Source organism: Bacillus sp. AC266 (genome assembly GCF_979253805.1).
In genome coordinates this window covers 16,696-32,622 of sequence record NZ_CEEDEC010000014.1, presented here as the reverse complement: position 1 = coordinate 32,622, position 15,927 = coordinate 16,696, and the positions used below count along the sequence as shown (strand labels likewise).

The 15,927-nt window shown below is 33.5% G+C and carries 28 protein-coding genes and 2 pseudogenes; 27 read left to right on the top strand and 3 right to left on the bottom strand.

The window, feature by feature from the left end; all coding sequences use genetic code 11:
- The 12 genes and pseudogenes from AC0IXC_RS28655 to AC0IXC_RS28600 form a co-directional block, all read left to right on the top strand.
- Positions 1-846: pseudogene (locus tag AC0IXC_RS28655) on the top strand (hypothetical protein); the annotation flags it as partial.
- Positions 847-898: 52 nt separating this feature from the next.
- Positions 899-2,029 carry a bifunctional lytic transglycosylase/C40 family peptidase gene (locus AC0IXC_RS28650; RefSeq protein ID WP_471653684.1) on the top strand — a complete coding sequence of 377 codons (1,131 nt, stop codon included), beginning with the start codon at positions 899-901 and terminating at the stop codon, positions 2,027-2,029.
- 13 nt (positions 2,030-2,042) lie between these two features.
- Positions 2,043-2,636, top strand: a complete 594-nt coding sequence (locus AC0IXC_RS28645; protein WP_098661294.1) for a hypothetical protein — start codon at positions 2,043-2,045, stop codon at positions 2,634-2,636.
- A gap of 64 nt (positions 2,637-2,700) precedes the next feature.
- Positions 2,701-3,000 carry a hypothetical protein gene (locus AC0IXC_RS28640; RefSeq protein ID WP_097877634.1) on the top strand — a complete coding sequence of 100 codons (300 nt, stop codon included), beginning with the start codon at positions 2,701-2,703 and terminating at the stop codon, positions 2,998-3,000.
- A 145-nt stretch (positions 3,001-3,145) separates the two neighbouring features.
- Entirely contained in the window at positions 3,146-3,331 is a 186-nt protein-coding gene (locus AC0IXC_RS28635; RefSeq protein WP_471653683.1) for a hypothetical protein, read from the top strand.
- Between the two features lie 166 nt (positions 3,332-3,497).
- Positions 3,498-3,935, top strand: coding sequence for a molecular chaperone DnaJ (locus AC0IXC_RS28630; RefSeq protein WP_471653682.1), 438 nt, complete (start codon positions 3,498-3,500; stop codon positions 3,933-3,935).
- Between the two features lie 44 nt (positions 3,936-3,979).
- Complete coding sequence (locus AC0IXC_RS28625) at positions 3,980-4,387, top strand: hypothetical protein (RefSeq protein ID WP_471653681.1); 408 nt, start codon at positions 3,980-3,982, stop codon at positions 4,385-4,387.
- Positions 4,387-4,659: a helix-turn-helix domain-containing protein gene (locus AC0IXC_RS28620; protein ID WP_327946443.1), complete on the top strand. Its 273-nt coding sequence runs from the start codon at positions 4,387-4,389 to the stop codon at positions 4,657-4,659. The genes AC0IXC_RS28625 and AC0IXC_RS28620 overlap by 1 nt, the downstream gene beginning before the upstream one ends.
- A 197-nt stretch (positions 4,660-4,856) precedes the next feature.
- The gene (locus AC0IXC_RS28615; RefSeq protein ID WP_471653688.1) at positions 4,857-5,969 is read left to right on the top strand and encodes a Rap family tetratricopeptide repeat protein; all 1,113 of its coding nucleotides are present in this window, start codon (positions 4,857-4,859) and stop codon (positions 5,967-5,969) included.
- Entirely contained in the window at positions 5,966-6,106 is a 141-nt protein-coding gene (locus AC0IXC_RS28610; RefSeq protein ID WP_471653680.1) for a hypothetical protein, read from the top strand. The genes AC0IXC_RS28615 and AC0IXC_RS28610 overlap by 4 nt, the downstream gene beginning before the upstream one ends.
- A gap of 140 nt (positions 6,107-6,246) precedes the next feature.
- Positions 6,247-6,819: a DUF6037 family protein gene (locus AC0IXC_RS28605; RefSeq protein WP_471653679.1), complete on the top strand. Its 573-nt coding sequence runs from the start codon at positions 6,247-6,249 to the stop codon at positions 6,817-6,819.
- A gap of 39 nt (positions 6,820-6,858) precedes the next feature.
- Entirely contained in the window at positions 6,859-7,083 is a 225-nt protein-coding gene (locus tag AC0IXC_RS28600) for a hypothetical protein (protein WP_471653678.1), read from the top strand.
- A gap of 72 nt (positions 7,084-7,155) precedes the next feature.
- Here the strand turns inward: AC0IXC_RS28600 and AC0IXC_RS28595 are convergent, their stop codons facing one another.
- Complete coding sequence (locus AC0IXC_RS28595; RefSeq protein WP_471653677.1) at positions 7,156-7,329, bottom strand: hypothetical protein; 174 nt, start codon at positions 7,327-7,329, stop codon at positions 7,156-7,158.
- Positions 7,330-7,432: 103 nt separating this feature from the next.
- On the opposite strand from AC0IXC_RS28595, the gene AC0IXC_RS28590 reads away from it, so the two are divergent.
- From AC0IXC_RS28590 to AC0IXC_RS28520, 15 genes and pseudogenes are all read left to right on the top strand, one after another.
- Positions 7,433-8,020, top strand: a complete 588-nt coding sequence (locus AC0IXC_RS28590; protein ID WP_471653676.1) for a hypothetical protein — start codon at positions 7,433-7,435, stop codon at positions 8,018-8,020.
- 210 nt (positions 8,021-8,230) lie between these two features.
- Entirely contained in the window at positions 8,231-8,803 is a 573-nt protein-coding gene (locus AC0IXC_RS28585; protein ID WP_242243633.1) for a tyrosine-type recombinase/integrase, read from the top strand.
- Positions 8,804-8,822: 19 nt separating this feature from the next.
- Entirely contained in the window at positions 8,823-9,047 is a 225-nt protein-coding gene (locus tag AC0IXC_RS28580; RefSeq protein WP_471653675.1) for a hypothetical protein, read from the top strand.
- A 178-nt stretch (positions 9,048-9,225) separates the two neighbouring features.
- Positions 9,226-9,477: a hypothetical protein gene (locus tag AC0IXC_RS28575; protein ID WP_471653674.1), complete on the top strand. Its 252-nt coding sequence runs from the start codon at positions 9,226-9,228 to the stop codon at positions 9,475-9,477.
- Positions 9,478-9,495: 18 nt separating this feature from the next.
- The gene (locus tag AC0IXC_RS28570; RefSeq protein ID WP_471653673.1) at positions 9,496-9,705 is read left to right on the top strand and encodes a hypothetical protein; all 210 of its coding nucleotides are present in this window, start codon (positions 9,496-9,498) and stop codon (positions 9,703-9,705) included.
- A 147-nt stretch (positions 9,706-9,852) separates the two neighbouring features.
- Positions 9,853-10,170: pseudogene (locus AC0IXC_RS28565) on the top strand (NucA/NucB deoxyribonuclease domain-containing protein); the annotation flags it as partial.
- A gap of 95 nt (positions 10,171-10,265) precedes the next feature.
- Positions 10,266-10,433, top strand: coding sequence for a CopG family transcriptional regulator (locus AC0IXC_RS28560; protein ID WP_149191483.1), 168 nt, complete (start codon positions 10,266-10,268; stop codon positions 10,431-10,433).
- Between the two features lie 86 nt (positions 10,434-10,519).
- Entirely contained in the window at positions 10,520-10,756 is a 237-nt protein-coding gene (locus tag AC0IXC_RS28555) for a DUF3961 domain-containing protein (protein ID WP_471653672.1), read from the top strand.
- A gap of 25 nt (positions 10,757-10,781) precedes the next feature.
- Positions 10,782-10,961, top strand: a complete 180-nt coding sequence (locus AC0IXC_RS28550) for a hypothetical protein (protein ID WP_471653671.1) — start codon at positions 10,782-10,784, stop codon at positions 10,959-10,961.
- Between the two features lie 93 nt (positions 10,962-11,054).
- Positions 11,055-11,552, top strand: coding sequence for a hypothetical protein (locus AC0IXC_RS28545; RefSeq protein WP_471653670.1), 498 nt, complete (start codon positions 11,055-11,057; stop codon positions 11,550-11,552).
- A gap of 27 nt (positions 11,553-11,579) precedes the next feature.
- A complete protein-coding gene (locus AC0IXC_RS28540; protein ID WP_471653669.1) occupies positions 11,580-11,762 on the top strand; it encodes a hypothetical protein in 183 nt (60 codons plus the stop codon).
- A gap of 36 nt (positions 11,763-11,798) precedes the next feature.
- On the top strand, positions 11,799-12,164 hold the full coding sequence (locus tag AC0IXC_RS28535; protein WP_471653668.1) for a hypothetical protein: 366 nt from the start codon (positions 11,799-11,801) through the stop codon (positions 12,162-12,164).
- 185 nt (positions 12,165-12,349) lie between these two features.
- Positions 12,350-12,712, top strand: a complete 363-nt coding sequence (gene nrdI / locus AC0IXC_RS28530; protein WP_471653687.1) for a class Ib ribonucleoside-diphosphate reductase assembly flavoprotein NrdI — start codon at positions 12,350-12,352, stop codon at positions 12,710-12,712.
- Positions 12,713-12,751: 39 nt separating this feature from the next.
- Positions 12,752-13,507 (top strand): hypothetical protein, encoded by a 756-nt coding sequence (locus AC0IXC_RS28525; RefSeq protein WP_471653667.1) that lies wholly within the window; start codon positions 12,752-12,754, stop codon positions 13,505-13,507.
- 274 nt (positions 13,508-13,781) lie between these two features.
- The gene (locus AC0IXC_RS28520) at positions 13,782-14,006 is read left to right on the top strand and encodes a helix-turn-helix domain-containing protein (protein ID WP_149191476.1); all 225 of its coding nucleotides are present in this window, start codon (positions 13,782-13,784) and stop codon (positions 14,004-14,006) included.
- Between the two features lie 44 nt (positions 14,007-14,050).
- On the opposite strand, the gene AC0IXC_RS28515 is transcribed toward AC0IXC_RS28520, so the two are convergent.
- Together AC0IXC_RS28515 and AC0IXC_RS28510 are read right to left on the bottom strand one after the other, a co-directional pair.
- Positions 14,051-14,716, bottom strand: coding sequence for a replication-relaxation family protein (locus AC0IXC_RS28515; protein ID WP_471653666.1), 666 nt, complete (start codon positions 14,714-14,716; stop codon positions 14,051-14,053).
- Between the two features lie 4 nt (positions 14,717-14,720).
- On the bottom strand, positions 14,721-15,917 hold the full coding sequence (locus tag AC0IXC_RS28510) for an FtsK/SpoIIIE domain-containing protein (RefSeq protein WP_471653665.1): 1,197 nt from the start codon (positions 15,915-15,917) through the stop codon (positions 14,721-14,723).
- Positions 15,918-15,927: the final 10 nt, after the last annotated feature.

Genomic DNA, 15,927 nt, shown 5'->3' with positions numbered 1-15,927 from the left:
ATTCATAATGAAGTACCAGGTCAAGAAGTGGGCGCTGGGCCAACAACAACACCAGTAACACCAGCTGCACCGATTCATAATGAAGTGCCAGGTCAAGAAGTGGGCGCTGGGCCAACAACAACGCCAGTAACACCAGCTGCACCGATTCATAATGAAGTACCAAATCAAGAGGTAGCCGCTGGGCCAACAACAACGCCAGTAACACCAGCTGCACCGATTCATAATGAAGTACCAAATCAAGAGGTAGCCGCTGGGCCAACAACAACACCAGTAACACCAGCTGCACCGATTCATAATGAAGTGCCAAATCAAGAAGTAGCCGCTGGGCCAACAACACCACCGATAATGCCAGCTGCACCGATTCATAATGAAGTGCCAGGTCAAAACGTAATAGTTACACCAGTTGTAGCGCCTACCAAAGAAACAAAAACAGCGCCAGTAGAAAATAACGTTCCAACGGAACAAATAACAACAAAAAATGTTGATTCCTCTGAAATAAAAGAAAGACAAGAAAAGGTAATTAAAAACGAAAAACATGTTTCTAATCCACTAAAAGACTTCCTAACAAATCCAGAAGAACAAATTCAAGAGATTGTTCAAGATTGGATTGAATCGACAGAGTCAGTAAAAGAAAAAGAAACGAATACATCATCAAATGAAAATGCAACACAAAATAATCATACTGACATAGAGAATGCACCTAATACAGAACGAACAGAAGAACGGGGAGAGCGAGAAGAACAGGTTCGACCAGGACAACAGCAGCGAGTATATAACAATCCTACACGGGGATCTCGTCACTTAGCATCAATGGATGAAGATGAAGATATAGAGAATGTAACATAAGCCCTCTAAGTAATGAGGGCTTTCTTTCTAAGTAAAAGGAGGGGAAGAAAAGTTGCAATCTAGTCAATCACAATTAATGGTTGAGCAGGAAATAGTAAAGCATGTTCAAAAAAAGCAAAAAAAGAAAAAGGGATGGAAAATAAAACTGATCGTAATTTTGATTAGTTTAGCGGCATTAATGATTACTGTAGCTGGAGTTGGTTTGGTTGTTGTTTTAACGGTAGATGATGAAAAACCAGCAACTCCAGGTGGAGTAGGCGGGATAGGCGGGATAGGAACGGCTAATGTTTCACCAGAAGTCTTGAAATGGGAACCTCTTGTAAGAAAACACGCGCAAAGTTTTGGGATGGAACCTTTCATTTCCCTCGCTTTGGCCCTAATTCAACAGGAGAGCGGCGGGACTTTGATAGATGTCATGCAGAGTGCAGAGGGAGCTTTTAACACCCGTTATCCAAAAATACAAAATGGTATAACAGATCCCGACTATTCAATATGGTGCGGTATACAGGAGTTAAAACATTCATTAGAATTAGCTGGTGTTTCTGGCCCGGCTGATATAGAAAAAATTAAATTAGCACTTCAAACATACAATTTCGGGCCGGGATTTATCAATTTTATTCAAAGGAATGGTGGAGCGTATACACTTGAATTAGCAAAACAATTTGCCCTAGAGCATAACGGGGGACGTACTCAATGTGGCTTTAGGAGTCCGTATTGTTATGGGGACTTTAGCTATGTAGAAAAAGTGTTAAAACATTATGTTGCTACCGCTGGAGGTGGAGGTGCTGGCCCTGGAGACGGAACAGGAGACGGACCAGCGAATGCGAAATTTAATGAAATTATGGCTCTAGTAGCACCGTACGACGGTTATCCGTATGTGTGGGCTGGCCGAGCGCCGCCGAATTTCGACTGTTCGGGACTGATCGAGTGGAGTTTCAATAAAGTAGGAATTCGACTTAGTGGAACCGCAGAAGATATGTATAATGCGACCGTACCTGTTGACAAACCAGCGCCAGGCGATCTAGTTTTCTTTCACGGAACATATAAAGCGGGTATTTCACATATCGGAATTTACATTGGTAATAACAAGATGTTTAATGCAGGTGGAACACATTTACATTATGCAGATCTAAGTATGCCGTATTGGACAGAGCATTTCTCTGGTATTAGAAGGGTAAAATAAAGGGGGAAGTAATATGAATAAGGGGATTGTAGCAATTCTCATATTGTTATTTTTAGGAGTAGGGACATATGCAAGCTCTCAAACTTCAAAAGTAAATAATTATCAAAAAAAATATGAGGATACAAAGAAAAAATTAAAGGTAGCACAAAAGGAAAACGAAAAATTAAACCAGGAATTAAAGGGGAAAGAACGAAATACCGAAACAGAGGTCAAGAAAGATACAGAAGATTTTTTAAAGGCTTTTTTTGCTTATGATACAGCTAAAGGAGAAAGAGCGTGGACTAAGATCCAACCCTTTGCAACAGAAAAAGCTTTAAAAATGCTAGTTCCAGCGGGAACAGATCCAAAGCAACCAATAGAAAAAACAGAACCAGACAAAACTATAGTTTCGGATATTGATAAATTGTTATTGTACTATACACCAGTAGATGCAACACATGCGAATATATTCGCCCGTGTTTGGCAGAAAATAACCGTTAACGGTGTTTCAAGTATTACACAAATACCGCTAGACATTTCTTTAATATATGATGAACAGAAAAATAGATGGGTAGTAGATGAAACGAAAATTCAACAGCCTATGAAAGAAGATGGATATATAAGTTGATCTTTTTAACAATATAAAATCCAATAAGTACGCTGATTATAAAGGAAAGGAGGTGGATCATGTAATGATAAGCGTACTTATTTGGATAACAACGGGAATTGTTGCCTATTTGTGTTATAAAACATTTAATATTGAACAGGAAAAGTTAGAGAACGGAAAATATGATATATACGGCTTTGGAATTGTAGCTATTAGTCTCATTGGTATGTATGTTCTTCGAACTGTTTTAACTGATAGGATTGATCTACAAGTAATATTTATCCTAATCTCTATTGTTATAAATGGGATTGGCATCATGTTTATGACAAAACAATTTGTCTACGACTATCATCATAATAAACTTCCACCATTCCACAGAAAATGACTTCTCAGATTCGTTTATAAAACGTCTTTCAAACTTCATTAATACATTGGGTATCAAATTTGTATTCAAACGTTATTTTGATTAATAAGGGCCTTAAACTCATTTTAGACATGAGAGGATTTTATTATCAATTTGGGAGGAAAGCATGGGAACAATTATGACAGTCCTATTAGTTGTATTTATTGTAGGGGCGGTTGTCTCTTTTTTAATGAAAAAGATAAAAAGTTTAATTCGGTTTATGGTGCTTAGTATAATCTTTGGTATCTATCATATCAATATTGACATTTTAGGGCTTATAAAGAGCATTGGAGGGCCGATAGTATTCAAATAATTAATTGTGATAAGGACTAGATAAAATCTAGTCCTTATTATTTTTGAAATGATATGTAAATAAAATGAAAATATGTAAAATAATACTTGTTTTATGCGCTAGCGCATGATAATATAAAATTAAGAAATGCGCTAGCGCATTCAAAAACTAAAAGGAGTTGTTGACCATGAAATACTTTCAAAGCGTCACTACCTTAGAGGATCTAAAGAAACAATATAAAAAATTAGCTAAAAAACATCATCCAGACTTAGGCGGGAAACATGAAGATTTCATTCAACTAAAGAACGAATATGATAAGCTCTTTGAAAAATTGAATACGAAAACAGAAACAAACGGAGCATATCAAAACATCATTGACGAACTTATCAAATATGATCTTGAAATTGAAATCATCGGGACTTGGGTTTGGGTTACAGGTAATACTTACTCGTTAAAGAAAGAATTAAAAAAACTTGGTTTCAAATGGGCATCTAAAAAAAGGGCTTGGTACTGGTATGAGGGAGAGTATAAAAAATACCATAATAAAGAATTTTCATTAGATGAAATTCGTACCATGCACGAAGTGAAACGCATCAAAAAAGGAAAGCCGAAACTTGAAGCCTAAGAGGGATTTTCCCTCTTAGTTTTCTAAAAAAAGGAGATGCCCAAATGTATATAAATGCTAATTGTGATAAATTCAAACACATTTATGATATGGAGAGATTAAAAGGTTACAGTGATAGGGCCGGAAGGGATATAAATAGGCTAGAGGAAATTATAGAAAAATTAAAAGAGTATCAAATGAAAATACATGAACATGCGCAAACTGTCGCAAATACTGAATTTAAAAGCGTTGTAACGTTAGTCAGAAATAGATATGATAAAAATCTTGTAAAGTTTCATGTTCAATTGGAAAGGCGGCCAATGGTCGATAAAAATTATATAGAAGATGAAAAGGTAAATGGATTTTATGAACATTCCAAAATGTTTGTAGGAAAAGAACGCCAACAGGCTTTAAAATATGCCGATAGTCTAGCGTTGCAATATCATTGTGAAATTGAAAGGAGAGGTTTTTAATGCAGCGAAAATTTAGGCTTCCAGACGATGTCTGGGAGCAATTCACTGAAAAAACAAGTGCGCCAGCTGAAACATTACGTCAATTGGTGATTAATTATATTGATGAGGATAGAAACCCGTTAGATGAGGTTATGGGTGTAGAAGAAGCGGCTGAACAGTGGAACATGTCACCTGGAACATTAAAAAACTTATGTGCTTCTGGTGAGGTTAAAGCGAAGAAAATCGGTAATAGATGGATCGTTTCAAAAAGGCAATCGTGCCCTAAAAAATAGGTGCAAAATGAATTTATATGTAATTACGATTTATTTAGTAAAAATGTCCTTTTAGTTTGTTATTAGACTTATTTCAAAGAAAACAATTAGATGTATATTTTGTTGAGAAATATTCAATCTTCCGAATATTTAATGTTCTTAGCTGTATTTTTTGATATTATGGTATTAATTTACATGAAAAAGGGGAAGTGGATGCTATGGGTGTTCAAGTAATTACTAAAGAAAAAATTACAAGCCTATTGAACGAATGGTACGAAGAAATTCGCATACGAAATATCGGGACAGCCCAACAATTAAAAGAAAGTATAGATAGTAAAATTCACAGTATAGAAGAAGATCAAAACATACTTGTATATTATGCGCTTCTTAATTACCGTTACAATATTTTGATTAACAATAAAGGAAGTATGGAAGATAGTTTAAAAGCGTTAGAAGAGATTGAAAAACCTAAAGACAACTTTTTAACATATTATTATTATTTCTTTAAGGCGCTACATGCTGTAGAAATTGGAAAGTACAATGTTGCAAATGAAGCATATCAAAAAGCAGAAGAGTTTTTAAAATATGTTCCAGATGAAATTGAAAAAGCAGAATTTCAATATAAGCGATCAATCTTTTATTGGCAGACGCGCCAGCCATTAAAGGCCCTGGATTATATTTTGTATGCTAAAGAAATATTTTTAAAACACAAAGGATATGAAATTAATGTTGCAGGGTGTGAAAATATTACAGGGTTGATTTGTAATACATTAAGGCAGTATGAAAAGGCAGAGGAACATTTCCTTTTATCCTTAAATATTTTAGAAAATACAGAGCATGAGAATTTGATTTTAAAAACACGACAAAATTTAGGCATGTTATATGCTGATCAAGATATGTCTGAACTAGCAATACGCTATTTATCAGAGGTAATTGATCATGAAAAATGCAGTCTTACAGACCTTCCGCTTTTAAAAGCAAACTTCTTATTAGCTAGAGAATATTTTAAATTAGGTCAAAAAGAAATTGCATCAACATTAATTTTAGATGGTATTAATGTTTGTAAGAGCTTAAGTAATGAAGAATATGAATATCACTTTAAAATTTTAGAAGCTATGAATAATGGTTCATCAACTGAAACATTAGAAACAGTAATACAAGAAGGAATTTCCGTTTTTGAAAAAGAAGGGTTAACTGGATATGTGAAAGACTACTCTCAACAGTTAGCAATTAAATTTGTTGAAGATAATAGCTTAGAAAAAGCAGGGAAGTATTATCACATAGCTCATCAAGCAGAGCAAAAATTACAAGAACGGGAGGCTTTAAAATGAAAAAGATCGGTTTATTAAGTTTTGCAGCAGCCATAATTCTGACATTGGGTATTAATGTATCTAATGATTCACAACAAGCAAAACCACTTCCGAAAGAGCCAGTTATTTATATGTCTGAACACGGTACAGGCTGGTAAATAGCGCTTGTATAATAAATGTCATTACCCCATTAGGAGAAACCTTGCTATTAATAGTAAGGTTTTTTACTTTTTTAAGAATTTAATATTTACTATAAAATGGTAAGATAAAATAAAAGATTGTAATTGGAGGGAAAACAATGAAATTAGATGGTATCGTAAAACTATATCAAGCTATGAAAACACAAGGGATAAAGCGTTATAAATTTGACTTTACTTTTAATAAAATAACTTTTGATGTTTTCTTTTTTATAGATGAGTCACCTTATAAACTAATGTTTGGAGCCAAAATAAAAAATTTTTATTTTGAACTAGATGTAAAGCCGGGGTTCAATATTGATACTCATTTAGGGGAAAAGTTCAATGAATTATGTAAAGTATTAGGGTTGAAGTATGATCCAGATAATACTTTTAAATCCAAGTATTTCTTTGAAGAGTTTAACAAAAGAATCCCTGTAACTGTAAACATAAATAATCGACCGCAACCGCATGAGGTTGCTAGCTATAGGAGGGATGTTGAAGAAGCTGACAGGATATACTTTTTGGGGTGGTTACATCACGAAAAACAAGGTAAAGGCCCAAGACCAGAAAACTTACAAAAAACTGAAAAGATATTGGGAGTAGACGCCTATAATACTTGTAAAAGAAAAAAGATAAGTAGTAGGTGGACGGATGAAAAAAGTAAAGCTGTAGCTTATACAGATCCACAATAAAACTAAAAAGTATGGATGATTATAGGGGAGTAAAGGGGTATGGATAAAGTACAAGAGTTAGAATTAAAAATAAAAGAATTAGAGAAAGAAATACAGTGGCGGGATAGCCATATTAAAACAATTAATAAAGATAACAACCGAATATTAGAGCAATCAACGGAAGTAGCAAATTTAATTGATTTATATAATCAATTTATTGTTGAAATGAATTTAGGGAATGAATTAAAGGTATTTATAAAAGAAAAGCAAAAACTTTATAACTAAAAAGGGTTTGCTCTGTATAAAGGAAAAGAACTTGTATAAATTATACAAGTTCTTTTCCTTTATACAGATAATTTACATATGTTTTTTAATCAGTTGAACTTGAAAAATATCACTGTCTTTAATACCAAGTACCCTCATTTCCTCTTTAAACGAGCGCCAGCCTTCCACTTTAATGGATTTTTTGCTTTTATCCCGCAAAGTATATTCTCTTATGTAAAATGAATTTTGTTTTTTATTATTTTTCATTGTAATCCCACCTAAGCATTAATAATAGAACATTTTAACCAATGAGTGTATATTTTAATAATGTAAATAACAGAAATTTGATTAGGAAAGAAGTTGATGTTTTATGCCAAATTGTGATTGGGGTAGGCCTTGTGATTGTTCAGACTGTAGAACAGAACGATTTCCTGTAGTATGCGCTCATTGCGGATTTAAAAATATACTTAGGGTAGAGGGTGGATCTGAATATAAAGTAGATAGAAAAGGTTTAGGGTATTATGACTTTAACCATCCAGGGGGAACAAAAGATTTAAATTGTTACCAGTGCTCAACAGTCATTCCTGGAGTTCGCTACTATGATGATTATGATGAAGAAGCTTGTAAAAGTAGTTTAGTGCTGTATCAAAACAAATTGAATGGTCGGATTTGTTTTGATTGTGAAGCAATAGAAGGCGAATTTAAGGGCTTTTTTTCTGTTACATTGAAAAAATTACATAATAAACTTTATTGTCAAAGTTGTATAGTGGAAGTTTATAAAAATCAAATACCTAATCCATCAAATGAAAATGAAAAATATAGTTTTAATGAAACGTCTTTAAAATGGGAATTAGATAAAGTACGCATTGAGTGCCCTTCCTGTAATAGAAAAAGGTGGTTAAATGCTGAAAATCGTTGGAGGAAGAAATGTAAAACATGTTATTATGCTAAATCATGAATTAAACATTTGTGAAGAATGAGTTTTACAAAAGTATGAAAATAGCAAATTGGTATGAACCAGCTATATAGTGCGTTTTACGCATGTAATAGCTGGTTTTTTCATGTGAAAAAGTCAAAGGAAATCATTGTTAATTTTACAAATTACAGTTATAATGTAATTAAGTTTTACATAATATAATTAACAACAAAGATTAGGAGGTCATTTTATATGACGAAAGGAGGACGTAAGCCAGGAGCAAAAGAGCCGATTCGTTCACTTGAAAAAATTGATGAAATGAAAGAATGGTTATTGCGCAACTCGTCTTATCGGAATTACTTTATTTTTTATTTTGGTATCAATACAGGGTTAAGGATCAGTGACATATTACGCTTGCGAGTAAAAGATGTTAGAGGGAAAGATGTAGCAAAAATTAAAATGGAGAAAACAGAAAATACCGTTGATGTGTATTTCAATGCAGTCTTACAGCGTGAAATTGAAAAGTATACAAAGCAAATGGCCGATTCAGATTGGCTGTTCCCTAGTCGTGAAGGAGATAAGCCAATTACAAGGCAAATGGCTGATACAATTCTAAGAAAAGCGGCCCTAGCTTGTGGAATTGATAAAGATCATTGGGGCACACACTCAATGAGGAAGAGCTTTGGCTACCATTACTACCAGAGGAAAAAAGATGTGTACTATTTGATGAAGTTATTTGGTCATACAACGCAAGGGCAAACGTTGCGTTACATTGGAATTGAAGCTGATGAGATTAGAAAGACAATGGAAGATTTCACGCTATAGAGAAATAAGGGGGAGAAGAATGGGTGTAAGTGAAGGACATTTAGAGTCGAAACAAAAATACAAAAAATATGAACGTATTTTTGTGATTTCCTTTCTTTTTTTAATAGTGCTTATTATTTGTAGTGTAGTTGTTGTAGCGTATACAGGTTTTAAATTTGCGATGTATTTGCTAGTGCCGATTTTAGTTAATATCAGCATTACTAATACAGCGCAAAAAAAATATAAAGGATTAATGACTAAATAGATTTTATCTTTCTAAATGGGGAATGGGAGGTTTTAATCATGGGCGTTATAAATCCAGCTGTTGAACCGTTTGTAATGGCTAGTTTCGGTATTACACTTGCTTTAATCCTTTTAGCGGTTGTTTCAATAAGATACGTTCATAAAAGGATTAAGGGATAAAAAGAAAGGGGGCGATATAGGTGAAATTCGCGGAATTTGAAGCCTTGAAAAACTATGATTCACCAACGGTGTGTTTTTGCGAACATGATATGAAACATAGCTGTTTAATTGCTATCCCTTCATTTAATTGGAGTTTTCTTATGGATTACAAGATCAATTTTAAAGATGAAAGGCCGATTTTAATTAAAGCCTTATCCAAATGCGTTAGTGATTACGATGCGGAAAGTGTTGCTGATGTATTTTATGATTTTGTTTTTAGTGAATTTTATTAAAGGACAGGAGGAAAAAAGATGAAAAAAGAACTAGGGTTTGTTTTAAAAGCTGAGGGAATTTTAGGTGATTTAGAAGTGGAATTGCGTGAAATATATGATAATCATGAAGATATTTATTCAAATGAACATATACAAATGAGAGAGTTATTAGGAATTATAAGAGCAACAAAAAAAGATATTGAAAAAATTGGTGGGAAATTAATCCCTTCAAGTGAATTTGATTTATAAAACACTTATTTTCTACAAAGGAGGGTATTAATGAAAATAAAAGCTTTTATAGGTAGTGTTGCGGTTGTTAGTATGCTGTTTACAGGATGTTCAATGACTCATGATAAAACGAGTGTAAAGCAAGCAAACGGATCTGAAAAAGTGGCGCAAGTTATAGAGTTTCCTTCTTCTAAATATCCAGAAACGGGCGCTCATATTAAAGAAGCGATTGAAAAAGGGAAAACTGATATTTGTACTATAGACCGAAAAGGGGCCGCGGATAGAAGGAAACAATCTCTAGCGGGCGTACCAACAAAAAAGGGATATGATCGTGATGAATATCCAATGGCTATGTGCAAAGAAGGCGGAACGGGTGCGGATATTAAGTATATTAAACCCGCTGATAATAGAGGTGCTGGATCATTTATAGGTAATAAGGTAGATAAATTACCAGACGGGGCACAAGTTAAAATTGTAGTTAAATAAAAAGTCAAAAAATTTTAAAAACCTCTTGATTAAAGTAACTTAATTCATTATAATAAAAGTAACCTAAATCAAATTACTACCAGGAAGGGGAACAAATGAAAAAGCATGGAGGGAAAAGGGAGGGTGCTGGTCGTCCTACACTCGGTATAACGAGAAAGGTTTCAGTTACACTTTCCGAAGAACATTGGCAACGCATAAAAGATAGTGAAAAGACATATTCAGAATTCTTTAGAAAACTAACCCTAGAGAAATTTGAAAAGTAAAATTGCAAAAGAAAAAGCCCTGTCAATGTCGGTAAACGTGGCCAGGACTCTTTCTATAACTTGTGATAATTTAGAAAGGATGGTTTGTGGTGTCAAACAATCTTTTAAAAATTACCAACGATGAGTCTATTTTAACATATCCTCATCATAAATCGAAATCCCTCAAAAAATTTTACTCATTCATTTCAGAAAATTACAAAAATATAAGTGAATGGTTTGGAATTGAAGAAAGTATTTCTGACCAAATATGGTTTTATGGAACTATTTTTATAGCTATTTCGATAATAATTTTCATGTACATCTTTTCCGGTGGTATCTTTTAAATTTACAACGAGAGGAAGAATGTAAATGCAAGATTATATATGTGTAGCTTGTGGAAAAGAAGCGGAAGAAGGCTTTTGTTTAGGAAGATTATGCTATCACTGTATAGAGGAAGTTGTGATTTATACAAAAAAACAAATTAATGAAGAAAAAGGGAACCACAAAATTTTAAATCTTAAAAGAAAGGGTGTAAAGAAGTGTCTGTAAGGATTAAAAATACATTAAATTTTGTTGGATTAGTTTTATTAAGTGCTTTGATTTCGGTAAGTTTAGTGAATTAATTGAAGGGGGCATTTGATAATGAGCCATATCGAAATGTTAAAACAAGGAGAAATTGAAATTGGAGCAACTGATAAAAACGGGAATGCATTAAAACAGTTCGATTTTGTTGTTAAACAAGATGATAAGGAAGGGATCAGCATTTGTTGTATTCTATTCCACGGCGTAACAAAGGAATTTGTTGCAATGAGCACATCTGACTGGTGGGTTCCTTTTCAAGATTTACATGTAACTGAAAAGCTTGATCATATCATAGCAAAAGAGTTTTTCGGATTAGAAAGAGTGGGCCAATATTGGGGGGTGAAAAATCAGCCGTTTGAAAATATGCCAGTGGACCAGTTTGGTGCTCTTAATGAGTCTACAAATATTCTAGAAAAATTAGGCGAAGAACATAATGCAATGATCAATAAGGTGGATGGTCATTGGCATATAAAAATTGACGATAAAGATTATAGTGATGAACGTCTAGGCGTTGCGGCTTGTTTAGCGGCTGTAAGTACAGTAAGAAAATCAGCTTAATAACTTCATAAAAATGGGGTGAACAGGTTGTACGTTTTTGATGAGCGGTATGTAATGGGTGGAGAAGAATATAAAAGGTCATGGCTCTTGGCTTGGCCAGAAGAAGGCTTTCAATTAAGGAAAGACAATAATTCAGAAGTAAAACAAATTTTAAGTGAAGAACATGGAAAAGAAGTGAAAGTTATAGAAACAGATTTAGAGGAATTTTGATTAAACAAATCGTTAAAAACGAAAGGGGTAATTAAAATGTTAAATGTTATGTTAGATGAAACAGTTAAAGTGAAATCATTAGGGGCTAAATCTCGTAAGAATAAAGGCACAAAATTTATTATACCTTTGAGCGAAGTACAGTATGATCAATTAGAACAACTGAACTTATATGATGATGAAGAGGTAAGTATCATTGCTGGTGAGCTGATCCGTGAAGGTTTAGATTTTTCTTATATGGACGATATTCCAGTACATGAATACGATCAAAGTGTATATGAACTGGTAAGTATTGAAATTCCACCTGGAGAGCGCCGTACATTAGAAATTTTGGCTAAAAAACACGGTTGCACAATGAGAAAAATGGGATATACAATCTTAAATTTCATGTTAAAAGCACAGTAAAAACACCCTATACAAAGATATAGAGTGAATTTACTATAAGTATTCTGTTGGCAAATGATTGTTCACTGAAGGGATTTAGTCTGGTACACTAAATTCCTTCTTTAATGTTATAACAAATAAATAACATAATTCAATAAATTTCATGCGTTCTTTCAAAAAAACAAGGAGAGTGCATCATGAAAAACATCTTGGTTTGTTATGATTCACAAACAGGAAATGTAGAACGTTTTATTTCTAAATTAGGGATGAAAGCAATCAAGATAAAGGAAAATATGAAAATAGAAGATGATTTTATTTTCGTTACGTATACAACGGGATTTGGGCAAGTTCCAGAGAGAACATTAAGTTTCTTGAAAAGGAATCATAAAAGGTTACTGGCCGTGGCTGCAAGTGGGAACCGTAATTGGGGCAAAAGCTTTGCGAAGAGTGCGGATATAATTGCAAACATGTACAGAGTACCTATAATTCATAAATTTGAGCTATCGGGTATGGAGCAAGATGTACAAAGATTCATAAGAAGTATAGATTTGTTGTTATGTTATCCTTAGTATACATGTATACTTCTAACTAGGAAGGATGGGATCAGAGTGTCTACAGAACAAAAGGTAATACAAGATTCATTGAAAAAACAATATAATGAAGAATATAAGACGCTGCAAAGAACGTGGCATGGCATAGATCAAGAATTATTTTATACTTGTCGTTTAGCATACTGGACACAATGGGTATCATTCCACATTGAGCATTGCACATGGCTTTTAAAAGGAAGAATGAAACAACCAAAGCGACAAGAGTGTATAAAACAACGTCAAACTTTATATGATTTGAAACATAAAGCTTTTAGTTTATTGGCCCAAAGTAAATATACACAATTAAAAGCATTTATACCGCCTTTTCATCGTGAATTATGTGATGAGCATAAAATGCAAATTGGAAAGCAACCAGTGCATTACATGTTAGAAAAAATGTACAAAGAGGTAAAAGAGTGTCCTAAGTGTTGTGAGGGAAAAGAACAATATTATTCTTTATATGCTGTTGAGGTTAAGCATGAGGAAACAAATACATTCTTTTTATTTCACGTACCGTACTTTAAAATCAAAGATATGATCAAAAAAGATATTAGTACACTTCCAAAGCTTAAACGTTATTCGCTAGATATTGGGGTTACAGAAATTTCAAATATAAAAAGAGTTCCCGATGCATTTAGTTATAAGCTAACAGTCAAAAAATTTACAGAAAATCTGGATGCTCTTTCAGATCTTATTAATAAAGATAAAAAACCAATTACGTTAAATAAACCAAAAGTATTAGGGAATACGAGATATAAAGAGAAAAAGAAATAAGCACCTATATAGGTGCTCTTTTTTTTGATGTTTTTTTCGAATATTCATAGCAATGGTTTGCTAATAGGCTGATGTGTAATGGCAAACTATTACTATTGTTATGTATGATACATTCCACAAAAAAATTACAAAAAAGTTGCAATTTATATGGTCATATTAATACATATGCACATAGTTTATGACATATGCACAAATTATTGTGATTACGTATAGCACTTTGGGATTTTGTCCATAATTACGGGTAAAGGCATAGTGAAAGGGATGTACATAAACAATGTGGGGAAAACCGAAGAGAAAAACAAAGTTAGCAAGATGGCTATTTGAACGCGGTTTGGAGCAAAAGGATCTGATAAGTGCTAGTGGAGTAAGTCGTAATACAGTTTCTAGGGCTTGTAATGAAAAAGAATATATTCCTAGTCCACAAGTGATGAGGAAATTAATTAAGGCTATTAGAAAGCATGATTCAAAGGTTGATATTAATGATTTTTGGAGTATGTAAGTTTCACAGAAAAAGAGCTAGAACTTTCTAGCTCTTTTGTTATGCTATTTGATTTTGATTTTAATACCACCTTTGGATGATTGTGAAGATATAGGGGATTTTTCGATAGGAGAAAACATGTTTATTAAACTATGGATATTCGGTACTTGAACTACTTTTATATATTCGCTTGTGATTTGATAATGCGTATCGGTAATCATAAGAACGATAGGGAATATTTTTTTATTTGGTCGTTGCCAGTGGAATTGTTGCCAAATGTCGGATAAATAAAACTGTTCGTATCGTTCTATTTTAGAGTGCATAACTTTGTCACTGTACTGATTGCGCTGAATTTCGATCATGAATGGGGTGTTACGGAATAAACAAAACATATCACATTCAATTGTTCCTTTTTGCCCAAATTTCGGTTCGATTAACACATTAGAAGGGGTATCGTATTTTGTTAATTCTATATAGGTATCAACAATGGATAGGAAGTGGAAAATTTTTTGGCTGGTGTCTTTTATTTTTGAGTCATATGGTGCGTAGACATAGGGCTGAAAAGATTTATAGGGACGGATATAGTTTCGATCTTGAAGGCGTTTCAAAACTAAATTACAGTTTGACACGGGATTTTTTAAATGTGAAAAGTGTAACGTAATAATCTGATCTCGACTCATAACACGGAAACGAATTAGATCGTTTAAAATTGCTTTATCACGCTTATTCATGGGACTAATCCTCCATTAATCCAAAGATAGTATTTGGATCGTTTTCTTTGCTTATACGGGAACAGTCGGGGCCTTTGGTATCATCTTTTCGCTTAAAGGGAGATAGTAGTTTTTTTGCTTCTTCTACAGATAAAAAGGGAGCTTGAACTTCCTGGAGACTATCAGCATCTATTTTAAATATCATTCGTCCGGGTTCGTCAGAAGGGATATTTTCAGCGCCAGGAGTACCGCTTATATCACTGTTGGTTTTGTCCTCTGAACGAAAACCCAGCCTAGCGTTTAGAATCGCGCGTATGGCTGTATCTAGGCTCTTATTACAAGGTCTTTGCATAGACAAAATGAGAAACATCCCGTAGGCCCTTCCCAAACACGCATATTGTAACAAGTCCTCTGTAATTTCTTTTTCTTTTTTTAATACAATTACCTCATCAATTACAAGTACAATGAATCCTGGTCTTTCAGATGCTGGAATGTCATTAACGTGACTTACACCGTATTTTTTTAATAAATTACCGCGTTTATCAAGTTCAGCCATTAGCTTTTTCATAATAGGTTTAAATTGTCCTGGAGTATCGCAAACAGCTTTTACATGTTCGATTTTTTCAAAAATGTGAAATTCACTTTTTTTTAAATCAACTAGGTACATTTCAAGTTCATGAGGTTTTTTCATTAAAACCCATGTTGTTAAAATAGTACGCAACATAGAACTTTTTCCGCTACCTGGCACACCGCTAATTAGTGTATTTGGGGATGTAATGAGGGAGTATTTAATCCATTGGTTATATTTGTTTTGACCAACAATAACCGGTAATAGTTCATTACGCACTAGAAGCTCATTAAAGCTGTAATTTACGCTTTTCATACGTTTAGGGAATATACGTATTACACAAGTTATAGAGCCTATTTCTAGCTCGATATTGTCGCCTAAATATTGTTTGAAGACATATTCCTTTTCGGTTAAATTCTTTGGATTCATCCCTTTTGGTATGGTAAAAATAATCTCCTTGTGTGTCTCTAATATAAGTGTTTTTTGGATAGTAGGATAAATGTAGGTTTTGATATTTCCATACGTGATGTGAGTCAAAAATAAACTTGCTGAATGAAATGATTTTTTCGTTTGTTCCTCTAGATCGTGAATTTGATTTTTTCTTTTTATATAACTTTGGTAATTTTGCAGGGCCTTCTCTATTTTCGCTAACAATGAAATCCAT